Origin of the sequence: Streptococcus mitis B6 (assembly GCF_000027165.1) — a bacterium.
In the GTDB taxonomy this organism is placed as follows: domain Bacteria; phylum Bacillota; class Bacilli; order Lactobacillales; family Streptococcaceae; genus Streptococcus; species Streptococcus mitis_AR.
Genome location: NC_013853.1, coordinates 945,177 through 958,165, shown reverse-complemented (window position 1 = coordinate 958,165; position 12,989 = coordinate 945,177). Strand labels below are relative to the sequence as shown.

The following is a 12,989-nucleotide window of genomic DNA, read 5'->3' as shown; positions in this document are numbered from 1 at the left end:
TCTGTACCTAGTACAAGGAGTAATATTTTATGAATAAATCTGAACACCGACATCAGCTCATACGAGCTCTTGTAACGAAAAACAAGATTCATACTCAAGCTGAGCTACAAGCTCTTCTTGCCGATAATGATATTCAAGTTACACAAGCTACACTTTCGAGAGATATTAAAAGCATGAACCTCTCAAAAGTACGAGAAGAAGACAACTCTTACTACGTGCTCAATACAGGTTCTATCTCAAAATGGGAGAAACGTCTCGAAATTTACATGGAAGATGCTCTTGTCTTGATGCGCCCAGTTCAACACCAAGTCCTACTAAAAACCCTTCCTGGACTTGCTCAATCCTTTGGTTCTATCATTGATGCTTTGAGCTTCCCTGACGCTATCGCTACCCTCTGTGGCGATGATGTCTGTCTTGTCATCTGTGAAGATGCAGAAGCTGCTCAAAAATGCTTTGAAGAATTGAAAAAATTCGCTCCACCATTTTTCTTTGAAGAATAACAAAATTCCGTGTCTCATGTGGCACGGAATTTTCTTATATTCTTTACTGAGATGGATTTTCTTTTTTAGTTCGTGCCAATCTCAGGGCACGATTTGGATTGAGACGATTAAATAGTTCTTCCAATTTCTTTTCATTCCAAACGTCTGCAGCGGAAACAAAGTTGCCATCCGCATCTCGGAAAGATATCGGTTTATCTCCCATACCAGTCTCCTAGTCTACAAATTCAAACTCAAATTTACCAATTCGGACCAAGTCACCATCTTTAGCTCCACGCGCACGAAGGGCTTCATCAACTCCCATACCACGAAGCTGACGGGCAAATTTCATGACAGATTCATCACGATCAAAGTTGGTCATATTAAAGAGTTTCATGAGTTTTGCACCAGAAAGCACCCATGTAGCATCGTCATCACGACTAATTTCAAAAGCTTTTTCTTCCTCGTCAAAGCCGTAGTAAGCTTCTTCTTCCATATCTGACTCGTCGTAGAGCAAGAATTCTGGTGTCTTGTCTAACAATTCAGCTGTAGCATCCAAAAGCGTAGCCAGACCTTGCTTAGTCAAACCAGAAATTGGGAAGATAGCTGGTAACTCTTCAAATTCATCGTAGTTTTCAGCCAATTTCTTCTTGAATTCTTCAAGATTTTCCTGACTCTCAGGCATATCCATCTTATTGGCTACAATAATCTGTGGACGCTCCATGAGACGAAGATTGTATGACTCCAACTCCTTGTTAATGGCAAGATAATCCTCATAAGGATCACGACCTTCGCTAGCTGACATATCAATGATATGAAGGATGACACGGGTACGCTCAATATGACGGAGGAACTGAGTTCCCAAACCAACACCTTGACTAGCCCCTTCAATCAAACCTGGCAAGTCAGCTACTGCAAAGGATTCACCTGATTGGGTGCGAACCATACCTAGATTTGGCACAATAGTCGTAAAGTGGTAGGCACCAATTTTAGGTTTAGCTGAGGTAATAACACTTAAAAGGGTTGATTTCCCTACAGATGGGAAACCCACTAAACCAACATCCGCAAGGATTTTAAGTTCCAATTGTAACTCACGTTCCTGACCTGGTTCTCCATTTTCAGAGATTTCAGGTGCAGGATTTTTTGGTGTCGCGAAACGAATATTTCCACGTCCACCACGACCACCGTGGGCAACGATAAATTCTTGCCCGTGTTCAATCAAATCTGTCAAGACCTTGCCAGTCTCCGCATCACGAACAGTCGTACCTTGTGGTACTCGAACTCTAAGGTCCTCAGCACCACGACCATGCATCCCTTTGGTCATTCCTTTTTCCCCAGAATTAGCCTTGAAATGACGGTTATAACGGAAATCCATGAGGGTACGTAGTCCTTCGTCTACAACGAAGACCACATTGCCTCCACGACCACCATCACCGCCCCAAGGACCGCCATTAGGGACATATTTTTCACGGCGAAAGGCAACCATGCCATCACCACCATTACCAGCCTTGACCTTGATATTAGCTGTATCTAAAAACATACTCATTATTTCTTCTCACTTTAAAAAAGGGCTGGGAAATCCCAGTCACTAAATTTTCTTGAATCTATTTTATAGATTACTGAGGGCACCAATTGCAGTTGCAAAAATTCCCAATAAACTTGCTATTAGCATGATAATCACGATAAACAAGGTTATTTTCTCAAACATAGTTTTTTTACGATTTCCATTATCTCCAAATGCCATTTTTCTCTCCTTCGTTACATTCTATTTTCTATTATCTTAGCATGAATTGAGCTAGTTTTCAATAGTCAGTTGCTACTGGTGCAATCATCCATAAAATGATATAGGCTACAATTCTAGCTCCATAACCAAAAGCAAGAACACCCCATATTACACGAACAATAGTAGGATCCATATCAAAATAATGGGCTACCCCAGCACAAACACCAGCAATCTTTTTATCATGACCACTTCTCATTAATTGTTTTTCATAGCTGTTCCTCTTTCTATTCTTCACTGTCTGTCCAATAGTCTCTCATGTTAATCAACTGTGTTCTTGATGCCCTCAGCATCCGTCTAGAGCCTTTTACGGGTACAGCGACCACCTTTTGCGGAAGATACAAAACAGTTTTAAAGATACGCTGACTAACCGTATCATCTTTAGCTAAATCTTTATCGAAATTATTTGAAATAATAGCATCAAGATAAAACTCATGCACCCGTTTTCCAAAATTCTCAGCTGAAATCTCATATAATTTCTCTGATAAGGTATGCTCATTCATATCTGGCGTTGCAATCAAGGCCTCTAAAATAGCTCCAGCCAAATCATGCTCTCCATAGTACAAGGTTCCAAACATTTTATCACTAATAAGATTGTCCAGATACGGATTTCCATGAGCAATGACAGGCGTTCCACTAGCTAAGCTTTCCAAGTAGGTCAAGCCTTGGGTTTCACTTGTCGATGCCGAGATGAAGAAATCCGCCGCCTTATAGTAAAGAGCTGTCTCACTAGGAGCAATCATCCCTGTAAAGACAACAGAGTCTTGAATCTCTAGTTTCTTGGCTTGCTCTTTGAGGTCATCCAGATAAGGACCATCCCCAGCTACCACTAGTTTGACCTTATCTTCTTCTTTCAGAACTTCTGAAAAGGCTGCTAATACTGCTTGAATATTTTTTTCATAGGAAATTCTGGAAAGACTAAGCAACATCTTTTCATCATCTTGAATCCCTAGTTTACTACGCAGTTCTTTCAGGTTTTCCTGCTTGATTTCTGGACGCTCAAACTTGGCTAATTCAATCCCGGTTGGAATGACCCGTTTTTCGACCTTGACCTTATAATCAGATAGCAAATCACGGACAATCTCACTCGGGCAAATCACCCCATCCACATCATGCAAGAAACCTCTAACCAGATACTTGACCATACTCGGACGAATCAGCATCCCCTTGGCAATATAATGCACATAGTCTTCGTACTGGGTGTGATAGGTATGTATAACGGGAATTTTCAATTCACGCGCAATCCAAATCCCCAACAAGCCAAGAGAAAATTCTGTCTGGGTATGGATAATATCTAGCTGATACTGCTTGGCAATTTCAAGCGCCTTGCTAAAGCCTCGATAGGCAAAGCGGCGATCTTTAAAAGCAAAAAAAGGAACACTTGGAATGCGGATAATTTGCCAATCTTCGTAGCGATTGACATCCTTATCTGTCGTCGTAAAGATAAAAACAGCATGTCCCTGTTTTTCAAGTTCTGTTTTCAAGGTTCGAATACTGGTCGCTACACCTGAAACCTGAGGAAAATAGGTATCTGTAAATAAACCAATTCGCATAGATTACCTCACTTTTTACTTTCTCCCTAAAACGGCTTGTTTCTCATAAAAGTCCAACCAGATTTGTAACAGATGCTCTTCAGAATACTCTCTGGAAATATTCTTAGCCTTTTCTTTGAGGTCCTTTAAGGCAGCAGGATTTGCTTGATATTCCAAAATAGCTTCTTTCATCTCTTCTATATCTGCTGTCGCCCGATAATTCCCCTCTAAAATCACCTTATAAAGATCCAAATCACGCAACATAATAGGAGCTTCACAACTGGCAGCCTCTAAAATCGTCATCGGAAAGAGCTCATTGTAACTAGGAAGCAAGAAAAGATCCGCTAGGGCATACAATTCGCGCATCCGCTCTGGCGATACAATACCTGGAAAAATCAAATTTTTAGGAGGATTTTCCATCATTTTCTTGTAGCGTTCATAACCATCTGTCATACCACCAAAAGAGAAACCACCAGCCCAGATAAAGGTAATCTGAGGCAATTCCTCAGCCAGACGGATAAAGTCATCAATCCCTTTACGTTTCTGAACTTGACCAGCACCTACTACGATAAACTGATTGTCACTAAGACCTAGCTCTGCTCGCAGTCTGACTATCTCTTCTTGTGGTAGAGGATGCCATTTTTCCTTGTTGACAAAGTTAGGAATATAAGTCACTTTTTCACGTGGAATACCAGCTGCCACCAAATCCTCAATAAACATCGGGTTTACCACAACCAAGTGCTCCATCCGGTTGTAAAAAGAAAATACATAGCGTTTCACAATTCCCTTTAAGAAAAATGGAATTTTCAAACTTCCCTCAAGTGTATCAGGTAAGAAATGGACATAGCCAATCTTTCTCCCTGAGCGTTTCTTTTGGAAGGTTGATAAATAATAGGGGAAATCAATTGTATGAAAGTGAGTCACATCTGCCTCGATTGGAAGATTTTCTGTAACAATCAATTGGTCCTTGGCATCACGGTGAAGAAGGCGAACTAATTCACGATAGGCACCTGAAACTCCTTGTCCTGCTACTTTCTCACTTGAACTCAACATATTGATGCGTAATTTCTTTTTTTCCATAACTACTATTATATCATTTTCTTTGAATAAAATCAGCAAAAGAAAGGAGAGTCTAGAGGAAAAGAAGGGAAATTTCCTATCTTTTCCAATGGTCTCTCACATGCTTTTATTTGTTTACTTAATGCCTAGGGCAATGCGTGCATAGCGACTCATTTTTTCAACAGTCCAGGCTGGATACCAAACTAATTTGACTTCAGTATCCGTTACTTCTGGCACCTCTGTCATGGCATCATAAATCTGATCTGTCAAAAGGTCTGCTAGGGGACAACCCATAGTTGTCAAAGTCATATCAATCTCTGTTTGTCCTGTATCGCCATCAAAACGAATCTCATAGATTAAACCAAGATTGACAATATCGATTCCCAACTCAGGGTCAATAACTTCTTCCAAGGCTGATAAAATTCGTGTTTTGATATTTTCAATTTGCTCTTCTGTATAAGCCATATTCATCCTCACTCTTAGTCTTCAATAAAATCACGAAGCGGTTTGCTGCGACTTGGTTGGCGTAGTTTTCTCAAAGCTTTAGCTTCAATCTGACGGATACGCTCGCGAGTCACGTTAAAGACTTTACCCACATCTTCAAGGGTACGCATTTTACCATCATCTAGCCCGAACCGCAAGCGCAAGACGTTTTCTTCACGGTCTGTAAGAGTATCCAAGACCTCATCCAACTGCTCACGCAAGACGATACGAGTTGTATAATCCACTGGATTTTCAATCACTTCATCTTCGATAAAGTCCCCAAGGTGACTATCATCCTCTTCACCGATTGGTGTTTCAAGAGATACTGGTTCTTGGGCAATCTTCAAGATTTCACGAACCTTGTCAGGGGTCATATCCATTTTCTCGGCAATTTGTTCAGGAGTTGGTTCTTGCCCATATTCTTGAAGGAGATTACGTTGTTCACGAACCAATTTATTAATGGTTTCAACCATGTGAACTGGGATACGGATAGTACGAGCTTGATCCGCAATAGCACGAGTGATAGCCTGACGAATCCACCAAGTTGCGTAAGTTGAAAACTTGAACCCTTTAGAATAGTCAAACTTGTCAACCGCCTTCATCAAGCCCATGTTCCCTTCTTGAATCAAGTCAAGGAACTGCATACCACGGCCGACATAGCGTTTAGCAATAGAAACAACCAAACGAAGGTTGGCTTCCGCAAGACGTTGTTTGGCTTCGATATCACCAGCTTCAACAGCTAGTGCTAATTCTTTTTCCTCTTCATTGGTCAAAAGAGGAACGACCCCGATTTCTTTCAAGTACATACGAACAGGGTCGTTAACCTTAGCCGAAGTTGACCCAATCAAGTCCTCATCGCTGAGTTCTGGCTCTTCTTCTGCACTAAGAACACGCGCACTTGGATTTCCTTCGTTATCTGTGATCGAAATTCCTGCATCCTGAATTCGTTGCAAGAGATCCTCAATCCCATCAGCATCCAAGGTAAAAGGAAGGACAAGACTAGCATTGATTTCATCATCTGTTGCTGTCCCTTTTTGCTTATGATTACGGATAAATTCTGCTACTTGTACGTCAAATGTTGTTACTTCTTTTTGTTTTGTTGCCATTATTACTCCATTCTTCTCTTTTGGGAAATTAAACGTTCTAATTCTTCTAAGGCTGTATCGGTATCTCCTACACGGCTAGCTTCCTGCACCTTCTTTTTAATTCTCATATTGTCCTGATTCAAGAGAGCCTTGTTTCGAGTCATTTCTACTTCACTAAGTTCCTGCGGCGACATCTCAGCAGGCAAATCCTGAGCTAAGACTTGGTACCAAGCTCTTTCAACTTCCTCTGTCTGTTCTGCTAAAACTTCTGGAGGAAGATTTCCATACTGGCCAAGCAGGTCATATAAGACCTGAAATTCAGGTGTGGCAAATGCAAAGTCTTCTCGCAAACGGTAATCGTTCAAAACAAGAGGGGATTCCATCATCCGATAGAGTAGATGGGCTTCTGCTCTCATAATAGCTGATAACTGCTTGGTGACAGGCATAGTGATTTGCGTTGGTCTGGAAATTCCTTCCATGCGATTCTGCCTTTGTGCCTGACGACTCTCATTCACAATCTGCTCAATCTGGACATAATCAAAGGACGCCAGACTGTCAGCTAAAATATGAATATAGCTGTTTTGAGCGGTAATGGACTTTTCTTGAACAATCAAGGGAGCTATTTTTTCAATAAACTCAATCTGTGCCTGCAAATTTTCACTATTTTCAGGCTTATACTGGTGAATGTAGAACTCAATCGGACTAATACGAGTTTTCGTTAATAGATAGGCCAAGTCTTCTGGTCCATTTTTTTGTAGATACTCATCCGGATCCAAGTTATCAGGCATGCTGACGATTTGCACAGGCATATCACCAATTTCGTCCAGCGCTTTCAATGTCGCAGCTTGCCCAGCCTTATCGCCATCGTAAACAAGAACCAACTTCTTAGTTAGCCTTTTCAGATGCTCAACATGCTCTCGACTCAAGGCTGTTCCCATAGATGCGACAGCGTTTTCGATTCCAGCCCGATAGGCTGCAATGACATCCATAAACCCTTCCATCAGGTAAATCTCACTGGCTTTTCCAGAAGATTTTTTAGCCCTATCCATATGATATAATTCGTAACTTTTGTTAAAAATTGCAGTCGATCGGCTATTTTTATACTTAGAAGTTTGTGAATCCGTTTTCTGCCAGATACGACCTGAGAAGGCAAGCACCTTTCCTTGGTCATTTGTCAGAGGAAACATAATGCGATTATGAAAGGTGTCTACAAATTGATTGGCATCCGAGAGATAAAACAGTCCTGAATCTAGGAAATCCTCTTCACGATACTGACCAGACAAACGTTGAAAGAGATAGTTGCGTTCTGGAGGTGCCAAACCAATCCGAAAATGCTTGAGCACTTCATCTGTCAAACCACGCTGATAAAGGTAGTTTCTAGCCTCTTCCCCCATGGTCGTTGTCATGAGAATAGCATGATAAAATTTAGCCGCATCTTCGTGCATATCATAAAGAGCTTGGTGAGGCGAAATTTGCTTCTGTTCACTATAAAGCGGTTTTTCCACCTCTATCCCGACACGCTGACCTAAGATTTGGACAGCCTCCATAAAGGGAACACCTTGGTACTCCTCGATGAACTTAAAGACATCACCTGAGCGACCACAACCAAAACAGTGGTAAAACTGCTTGTCCTCTACAACGTTGAAAGAAGGTGTTTTTTCACCATGAAAAGGACAGAGCCCTAGATAGTTCCGTCCTGCCTTTTGTAAAGAAATCACATCTCCTATGACTTCCACAATGTTGGCATTGTTTTTGATTTCTTCAATGACTTGTTTGTCAACCATACACAATACCTCCATGTTATCATAGTTTACTTTATATAGTATACTTTATTTCAGAAAAAAAGTAAACCATTTCACTCATTTTCCCTACTTTATTCAAAGAGTTGATAATAATCAGAGATTTTCATTTTTGCTTTTTCTTCTTGTTTCAAATCTTGGATAATTCGTCCTTCTTTCATGACAATTAATCGATTGCCATATTTGAGAGCATCTTCCATATGGTGGGTAATCATAAGCGCTGTCAGATGATCTTTCTTGACAAATTCATCTGTCAATTCCATTAAGGCCACACTGGTCTTTGGATCAAGGGCTGCAGTATGCTCGTCTAACAAGAGTAATTCAGGACGCTTCAAGGTTGCCATTAAGAGACTCAAGGCCTGTCTTTGTCCACCGGATAAGAACTCAATCGGTGTATTCAAGTGTTTCTCAAGACCGTTTCCCACTTTTTCAATAGTTGCCTGAAACTCATCCTTATAGCTAGCCAGACGTCTCGGAAACAGTCCACGCTTTTCACCACGAAACTTGGCAATCAAAAGATTTTCAGCCACCGTCATACGAGGAGCTGTTCCCATCTTTGGATCTTGGAAGACTCGAGACAGATACTTAGCCCGCTTCTCTGGTGAAAACTTGGTAACATCTTCACCCAAAATACGGATGGTTCCACTGGTTAATGACAAGGTTCCTGCAATAGTGTTAAAGAGAGTTGATTTCCCAGCGCCATTTCCACCTAAAATCGTGATGAAATCCTGTTCAAAAATTTCTAAGGAAACATCATTTAAGATAATCTTTTCTTCATCAAAGCCATTTTTAACGACTTTGGTTGCATTTTTTAATTCTACAATTGCTGTCATTTGCTTAATTTGGCTCCTTTCAAGATTGTTTGCTTAAATGTTGGAATCATGAGGCAGACTGCCAAAATCACGGCACTGTATAAACGAAGGTAACTTGTATTAAAGCCAAGCGCGATAACTGCCCATACTAAAAATTGATAGGCAATAGAACCTACAACGATAGTAACTAGACGCTCTGCTAAGCTCAAACTCTTGAAGATAACTTCTCCAATAATCAAACTTGCAAGCCCCACAACGATAACTCCGATTCCTCGAGATACATCGGCATAACCTTCTTGCTGGGCAATAAGAGCTCCTGCAAGGGCAATCACACCATTTGATAAGACCAATCCCATGAGCTCCATGCGTCCAGTATGAATCCCGAAACTTCTAGCCATATCAGGATTGTCACCTGTAGCAATATAGGCCTGTCCGAGTTTGGTATCCAAGAAAAAGAGCATGAGAGCAATAACAAGACTGACAAAGATAAGACCTGTCAGGAGTTGATTCAAATCCGAATCAAAAGGCAAAACATCCTGAATTTGCTTAGTTCCAAGCAAGCCTAAATTGGCACGTCCCATAATCAAGAGCATGATAGAGTGACAGGAAGTCATCACCAAAATCCCTGAGAGCAAGGTTGGGATCTTCCCTTTTGTATAAAGAAGTCCTGCTGCCATTCCAGCCAAACAACCTGCCCCTACAGCAACAAGTGTCGCTAAAAATGGATTCACGCCTTTGGTTATCAAAGTGACAGCAACGGCTCCACCCAGAGGAAAGGAACCTTCTGTGGTCATATCTGGAAAGTTTAAAATCCTAAATGTCATAAAGATTCCCAGACCTAGAATAGCCCAGACAAATCCTTGAGAAATAATAGATAATATCATCTGTTTCTTAACCTTTTCTATCTGATTTCTATTGTAAAAAATTGGAGGAGATGTCCCCAACTCCTCCATTGTAGATTATTCGATTACTTGTCCTGCTTCTTTTAGAACAGATTCAGGAATAGTAATACCTAGTTCTTGTGCCAATTTTTTATTGATCACTGACTTACCAGTTGAAAAGACATTGACTGGAGTATCAGCTGGTTTTGCACCTTTCAAAACTTGCGCAATCATTTTACCTGTTGCCACACCAAGGTCATGTTGGTCAACTACAACGGATGCCAACCCACCTGATTCTACCATGGCAGTTGCACTTGGGTAGATTGGTTTTTTAGCTGATTGATTACTTGATACAACTGTTGAGAAGGCTGAAGCAATTGTGTTATCGATTGGAACCCAGATAGCATCGACCTTGCTAGTCATAACATTAACTGTTGAAGCAATTTCATTTGTTGAAGGAACTGCAAATGTTTCCACTGTCAAACCTGCTTTTTCAGCATAATCCTTAAATTCTTCGACTTGAGTTTTTGAATTGTCTTCGCTGCTTGAGTAAAGAGCTCCGATTGTTTTCACATTTGGTGTAAGAGCCTTGATGAGTTCAACTTGTTGTTGAGCTGGATTGTGGTCAGATACCCCTGTGATGTTGCCACCTGGTTTTTTCAAATCTTTGACCAAGTTAGCACCGATTGGGTCAGTAATAGCGGCCATGATAACCGGTAGGTCTTTTGTGGCACTAGCCAAACCTTGAGCAGCTGGTGTTGCAATACCAACCACAAGGTCATTCCCATTTGCAACCAATTGTTTACTCATTGTCGCAACCTTACTTTGGTCGCCTTCTGAGTTCATAAAGTCAATTTTCAACTGATCATCTTTATAACCTTCTTCTGCAAGTCCATCTTGAATCCCTTTATAAATTAAGTCAAGAGAGGGATGGCTCACAAACTGAAGGACACCAACTTTGGCAACTTTCTTTTCATTTTTAGCTTCTGGTTTATTCATTGAAGAGTAAATCAAACTTCCTGCTACTAAGACTGCTAAGGCAGCGATAATTCCAATTAAACGTTTATTTTTCATTCTATTTCTCCTTTTTATTCCTTTAAAATACTTCACTTATCTAAACAAGCGACGCCATCGTCTTCTTTCCATACTAACCTCCATTAAAAAAGTCCTCACACAAAAAACTTGTGTGAGGACGTCGATGCGCGGTACCACCTCAATTATAGGGAATTTCCCTATCGCTCTGTCTCGCAATAACGAGATGCACTGTAAGGTGTGCTCACCGAATTTTTATGATTTCAAATTCTAAATAACATTCAGCCCAATTTTCATCATCAGCACTTATCTGTTTTCAGCTACCACAGACTCTCTAAAAAGTTTATATGATTACTTTTCTGAATGGTTAAATTATATCATTTTTCAACTACTTGTCAAGACTCTTTGAAAATTTTTTTGAAATAATTAAAAACCGTAACTTCTCAAAGTAACTTCCATCTCTCTCCCAAAACTGGAAGTTAGTCTCAGACGATGAATTATGCTAGAATTAAGTCTGAGACTTTTCGTGAGGAGGTACCTCATGACGAAAAAACAAAAACATCTCACTCTAGAAGACCGTATTGACATCCAAACTGGAATCAGCCAACAGGAGACTTTCCGTTCCATCGCTGAGAAGATGGGGAAAGACCCGTCAACGATTTCAAAGGAAATCAAGCGCAATCGCATCATGCATCCAACATCCGTCAAATCTGATTGCACGGATTGCCCTCTTCTCAAAAAAGCTCCTTATGTCTGTAACAACTGTCCAAAAAAGAGGACGGATTGTGGGTTTAACCGCTATCTTTACTACGCGAAAAAGGCACAGGAGCAGTACGAGACTATGTTGAGGGAATCCAGACAGGGAATTCCCCTAAACAAGGAAAGTTTTTATCAGATGGACAAGGTCTTAACCCAAGGCATCCAGAAGAAACAAAGCATCTACCATATCATTCAGACACATAACCTACCTGTGTCGAAAGCTACGGTGTATCGGCATGCCAAGCTGGGCTATCTGACAGCCAAGCCCATTGATTTCCCTCGGATGGTCACGTTCAAGGAACGCAGAAAATCCAGAAAAGTAGCTATTCCCAAAGAGCTGAAAATTGGGCGGACCTATCAAGATTTCCAAGAGTTACGAGAAACTGATGATTTCTTCAAATGGTTGGAAATGGACACGGTCATCGGCAGACCTGGTGGAAAGCTACTGCTCACCTTCAACGTTTCCTTCTGTAATTTCCTCTTCGCCTTGCTTTTGAACAACAAGACCGCTCTGGAGGTCGCCACTAAATTCGCAGCTTTGAAAGAAAGAGTCATGGACGGAGGGTGTGCGTTCCATCAGCTGTTCCCTGTCATTCTCACAGACAACGGATCTGAGTTCGCCTATGTGGAGGAGCTTGAGCGAGACATTGATGGGAAGTCTCACCTCTACTTCTGCGACCCTAGCCGTCCTGACCAGAAGGGGCGGATTGAGAAGAACCATACGGTTTTGCGAGCCATTCTTCCCAAGGGCACTTCCTTTGACCAGCTGACTCAGAAAGACGTCAATCTAGTCATTTCCCATGTCAATTCCTTGAAACGAGAAGAGTTTCAAGGAAAATCTGCTTACGACATCTTCACCTTCACCTTTGGCGAGGACATCGCTGCTCTTCTGGGTTGCCAATTTGTCAAACCAGAAGACACACACCTATCACCTGATTTATTGAAATAAAGGGAATTTTCCCCTCTAACTACACATCTTATCACCATCGAAAAGTCTCACACTAAACGCTAGCAACTGGAATTTACTCTAAGACGACTCTGTTTTAGGGCTATTTGTCGTGCACTTTTTTCTGAGTCTTTTCGCTTTTGAACCCTTATATATCAAGAAAAAGAAAACCAGTGGAAGTTAGTCTAAGACGGATTTCCACTGATTTCACGCGTTTTTCTCATACTAAAAGCTAGGTTGTGGGAAACTGGAAGTTAGTTTTAGAAGTTACCAATAATTAAAAACCGTAACTTCTCAAAGTAACTTCCATCTCTCTCCCAAAACTGGAAGTTAGTCTCAGACGAT

Annotated in this window: 14 protein-coding genes and 1 other annotated feature; of the genes, 2 read left to right on the top strand and 12 right to left on the bottom strand. The window is 41.1% G+C overall.

The genetic code is table 11. The features are described 5' to 3' along the window. Window positions 1-29 precede the first annotated feature (29 nt). Window positions 30-500: an arginine repressor gene (locus SMI_RS05040; protein WP_001043026.1), complete on the top strand. Its 471-nt coding sequence runs from the start codon at window positions 30-32 to the stop codon at window positions 498-500. Between the two features lie 43 nt (window positions 501-543). Here SMI_RS05040 and SMI_RS10560 read toward each other — a convergent pair whose 3' ends face one another. The 12 genes from SMI_RS10560 to trpX form a co-directional block, all read right to left on the bottom strand. Beyond that, a complete protein-coding gene (locus SMI_RS10560) occupies window positions 544-702 on the bottom strand; it encodes a hypothetical protein (protein WP_001808548.1) in 159 nt (52 codons plus the stop codon). 9 nt (window positions 703-711) lie between these two features. Further along, window positions 712-2,022, bottom strand: coding sequence for a GTPase ObgE (gene obgE, locus SMI_RS05035; RefSeq protein ID WP_012972508.1), 1,311 nt, complete (start codon window positions 2,020-2,022; stop codon window positions 712-714). Window positions 2,023-2,085: 63 nt separating this feature from the next. Next, entirely contained in the window at window positions 2,086-2,220 is a 135-nt protein-coding gene (locus tag SMI_RS05030; RefSeq protein WP_000863857.1) for a DUF4044 domain-containing protein, read from the bottom strand. A 58-nt stretch (window positions 2,221-2,278) separates the two neighbouring features. Beyond that, a complete protein-coding gene (locus SMI_RS05025) occupies window positions 2,279-2,455 on the bottom strand; it encodes a PspC domain-containing protein (RefSeq protein WP_001256240.1) in 177 nt (58 codons plus the stop codon). Window positions 2,456-2,483: 28 nt separating this feature from the next. Next, entirely contained in the window at window positions 2,484-3,809 is a 1,326-nt protein-coding gene (locus SMI_RS05020) for a glycosyltransferase family 4 protein (RefSeq protein ID WP_001219424.1), read from the bottom strand. Window positions 3,810-3,824: 15 nt separating this feature from the next. Then, window positions 3,825-4,868 (bottom strand): alpha-galactosylglucosyldiacylglycerol synthase, encoded by a 1,044-nt coding sequence (cpoA, locus tag SMI_RS05015; RefSeq protein ID WP_000412285.1) that lies wholly within the window; start codon window positions 4,866-4,868, stop codon window positions 3,825-3,827. Between the two features lie 114 nt (window positions 4,869-4,982). Next, window positions 4,983-5,312 (bottom strand): metal-sulfur cluster assembly factor, encoded by a 330-nt coding sequence (locus tag SMI_RS05010; RefSeq protein ID WP_000331925.1) that lies wholly within the window; start codon window positions 5,310-5,312, stop codon window positions 4,983-4,985. Window positions 5,313-5,326: 14 nt separating this feature from the next. Continuing rightward, window positions 5,327-6,436, bottom strand: coding sequence for an RNA polymerase sigma factor RpoD (rpoD, locus tag SMI_RS05005; RefSeq protein WP_000201904.1), 1,110 nt, complete (start codon window positions 6,434-6,436; stop codon window positions 5,327-5,329). A gap of 2 nt (window positions 6,437-6,438) precedes the next feature. Next, window positions 6,439-8,199, bottom strand: coding sequence for a DNA primase (dnaG, locus tag SMI_RS05000; protein ID WP_000227876.1), 1,761 nt, complete (start codon window positions 8,197-8,199; stop codon window positions 6,439-6,441). Window positions 8,200-8,288: 89 nt separating this feature from the next. Next, the gene (locus SMI_RS04995; RefSeq protein WP_000125436.1) at window positions 8,289-9,047 is read right to left on the bottom strand and encodes an ABC transporter ATP-binding protein; all 759 of its coding nucleotides are present in this window, start codon (window positions 9,045-9,047) and stop codon (window positions 8,289-8,291) included. Beyond that, window positions 9,044-9,910, bottom strand: coding sequence for an ABC transporter permease (locus tag SMI_RS04990; protein ID WP_004234420.1), 867 nt, complete (start codon window positions 9,908-9,910; stop codon window positions 9,044-9,046). Before SMI_RS04990 ends, SMI_RS04995 begins: the two co-directional genes overlap by 4 nt. 75 nt (window positions 9,911-9,985) lie before the next feature. Further along, window positions 9,986-10,981: a tryptophan ABC transporter substrate-binding protein gene (gene trpX, locus SMI_RS04985; RefSeq protein WP_000792147.1), complete on the bottom strand. Its 996-nt coding sequence runs from the start codon at window positions 10,979-10,981 to the stop codon at window positions 9,986-9,988. A gap of 111 nt (window positions 10,982-11,092) precedes the next feature. Further along, window positions 11,093-11,310: a binding site (T-box leader), on the bottom strand. A 170-nt stretch (window positions 11,311-11,480) separates the two neighbouring features. Here trpX and SMI_RS04980 point away from each other — a divergent pair. Further along, the gene (locus tag SMI_RS04980; RefSeq protein ID WP_000163009.1) at window positions 11,481-12,647 is read left to right on the top strand and encodes an IS30-like element ISSmi1 family transposase; all 1,167 of its coding nucleotides are present in this window, start codon (window positions 11,481-11,483) and stop codon (window positions 12,645-12,647) included. Window positions 12,648-12,989: the final 342 nt, after the last annotated feature.

Excerpts from the sequence above, each read along its gene's own strand:
- SMI_RS05040 (WP_001043026.1), top strand. The coding sequence starts at position 30 with ATGAATAAATCTGAACACCGACATCAGCTCATACGAGCTCTTGTAACG.
- SMI_RS04995 (WP_000125436.1), bottom strand. The coding sequence starts at position 9,047 with ATGACAGCAATTGTAGAATTAAAAAATGCAACCAAAGTCGTTAAAAAT.
- dnaG (WP_000227876.1), bottom strand. The coding sequence starts at position 8,199 with ATGGTTGACAAACAAGTCATTGAAGAAATCAAAAACAATGCCAACATT.
- SMI_RS05030 (WP_000863857.1), bottom strand. The coding sequence starts at position 2,220 with ATGGCATTTGGAGATAATGGAAATCGTAAAAAAACTATGTTTGAGAAA.
- trpX (WP_000792147.1), bottom strand. The coding sequence starts at position 10,981 with ATGAAAAATAAACGTTTAATTGGAATTATCGCTGCCTTAGCAGTCTTA.
- obgE (WP_012972508.1), bottom strand. The coding sequence starts at position 2,022 with ATGAGTATGTTTTTAGATACAGCTAATATCAAGGTCAAGGCTGGTAAT.
- SMI_RS10560 (WP_001808548.1), bottom strand. The coding sequence starts at position 702 with ATGGGAGATAAACCGATATCTTTCCGAGATGCGGATGGCAACTTTGTT.
- SMI_RS05025 (WP_001256240.1), bottom strand. The coding sequence starts at position 2,455 with ATGAGAAGTGGTCATGATAAAAAGATTGCTGGTGTTTGTGCTGGGGTA.
- SMI_RS05010 (WP_000331925.1), bottom strand. The coding sequence starts at position 5,312 with ATGGCTTATACAGAAGAGCAAATTGAAAATATCAAAACACGAATTTTA.
- rpoD (WP_000201904.1), bottom strand. The coding sequence starts at position 6,436 with ATGGCAACAAAACAAAAAGAAGTAACAACATTTGACGTACAAGTAGCA.
- SMI_RS05020 (WP_001219424.1), bottom strand. The coding sequence starts at position 3,809 with ATGCGAATTGGTTTATTTACAGATACCTATTTTCCTCAGGTTTCAGGT.
- cpoA (WP_000412285.1), bottom strand. The coding sequence starts at position 4,868 with ATGGAAAAAAAGAAATTACGCATCAATATGTTGAGTTCAAGTGAGAAA.
- SMI_RS04990 (WP_004234420.1), bottom strand. The coding sequence starts at position 9,910 with ATGATATTATCTATTATTTCTCAAGGATTTGTCTGGGCTATTCTAGGT.
- SMI_RS04980 (WP_000163009.1), top strand. The coding sequence starts at position 11,481 with ATGACGAAAAAACAAAAACATCTCACTCTAGAAGACCGTATTGACATC.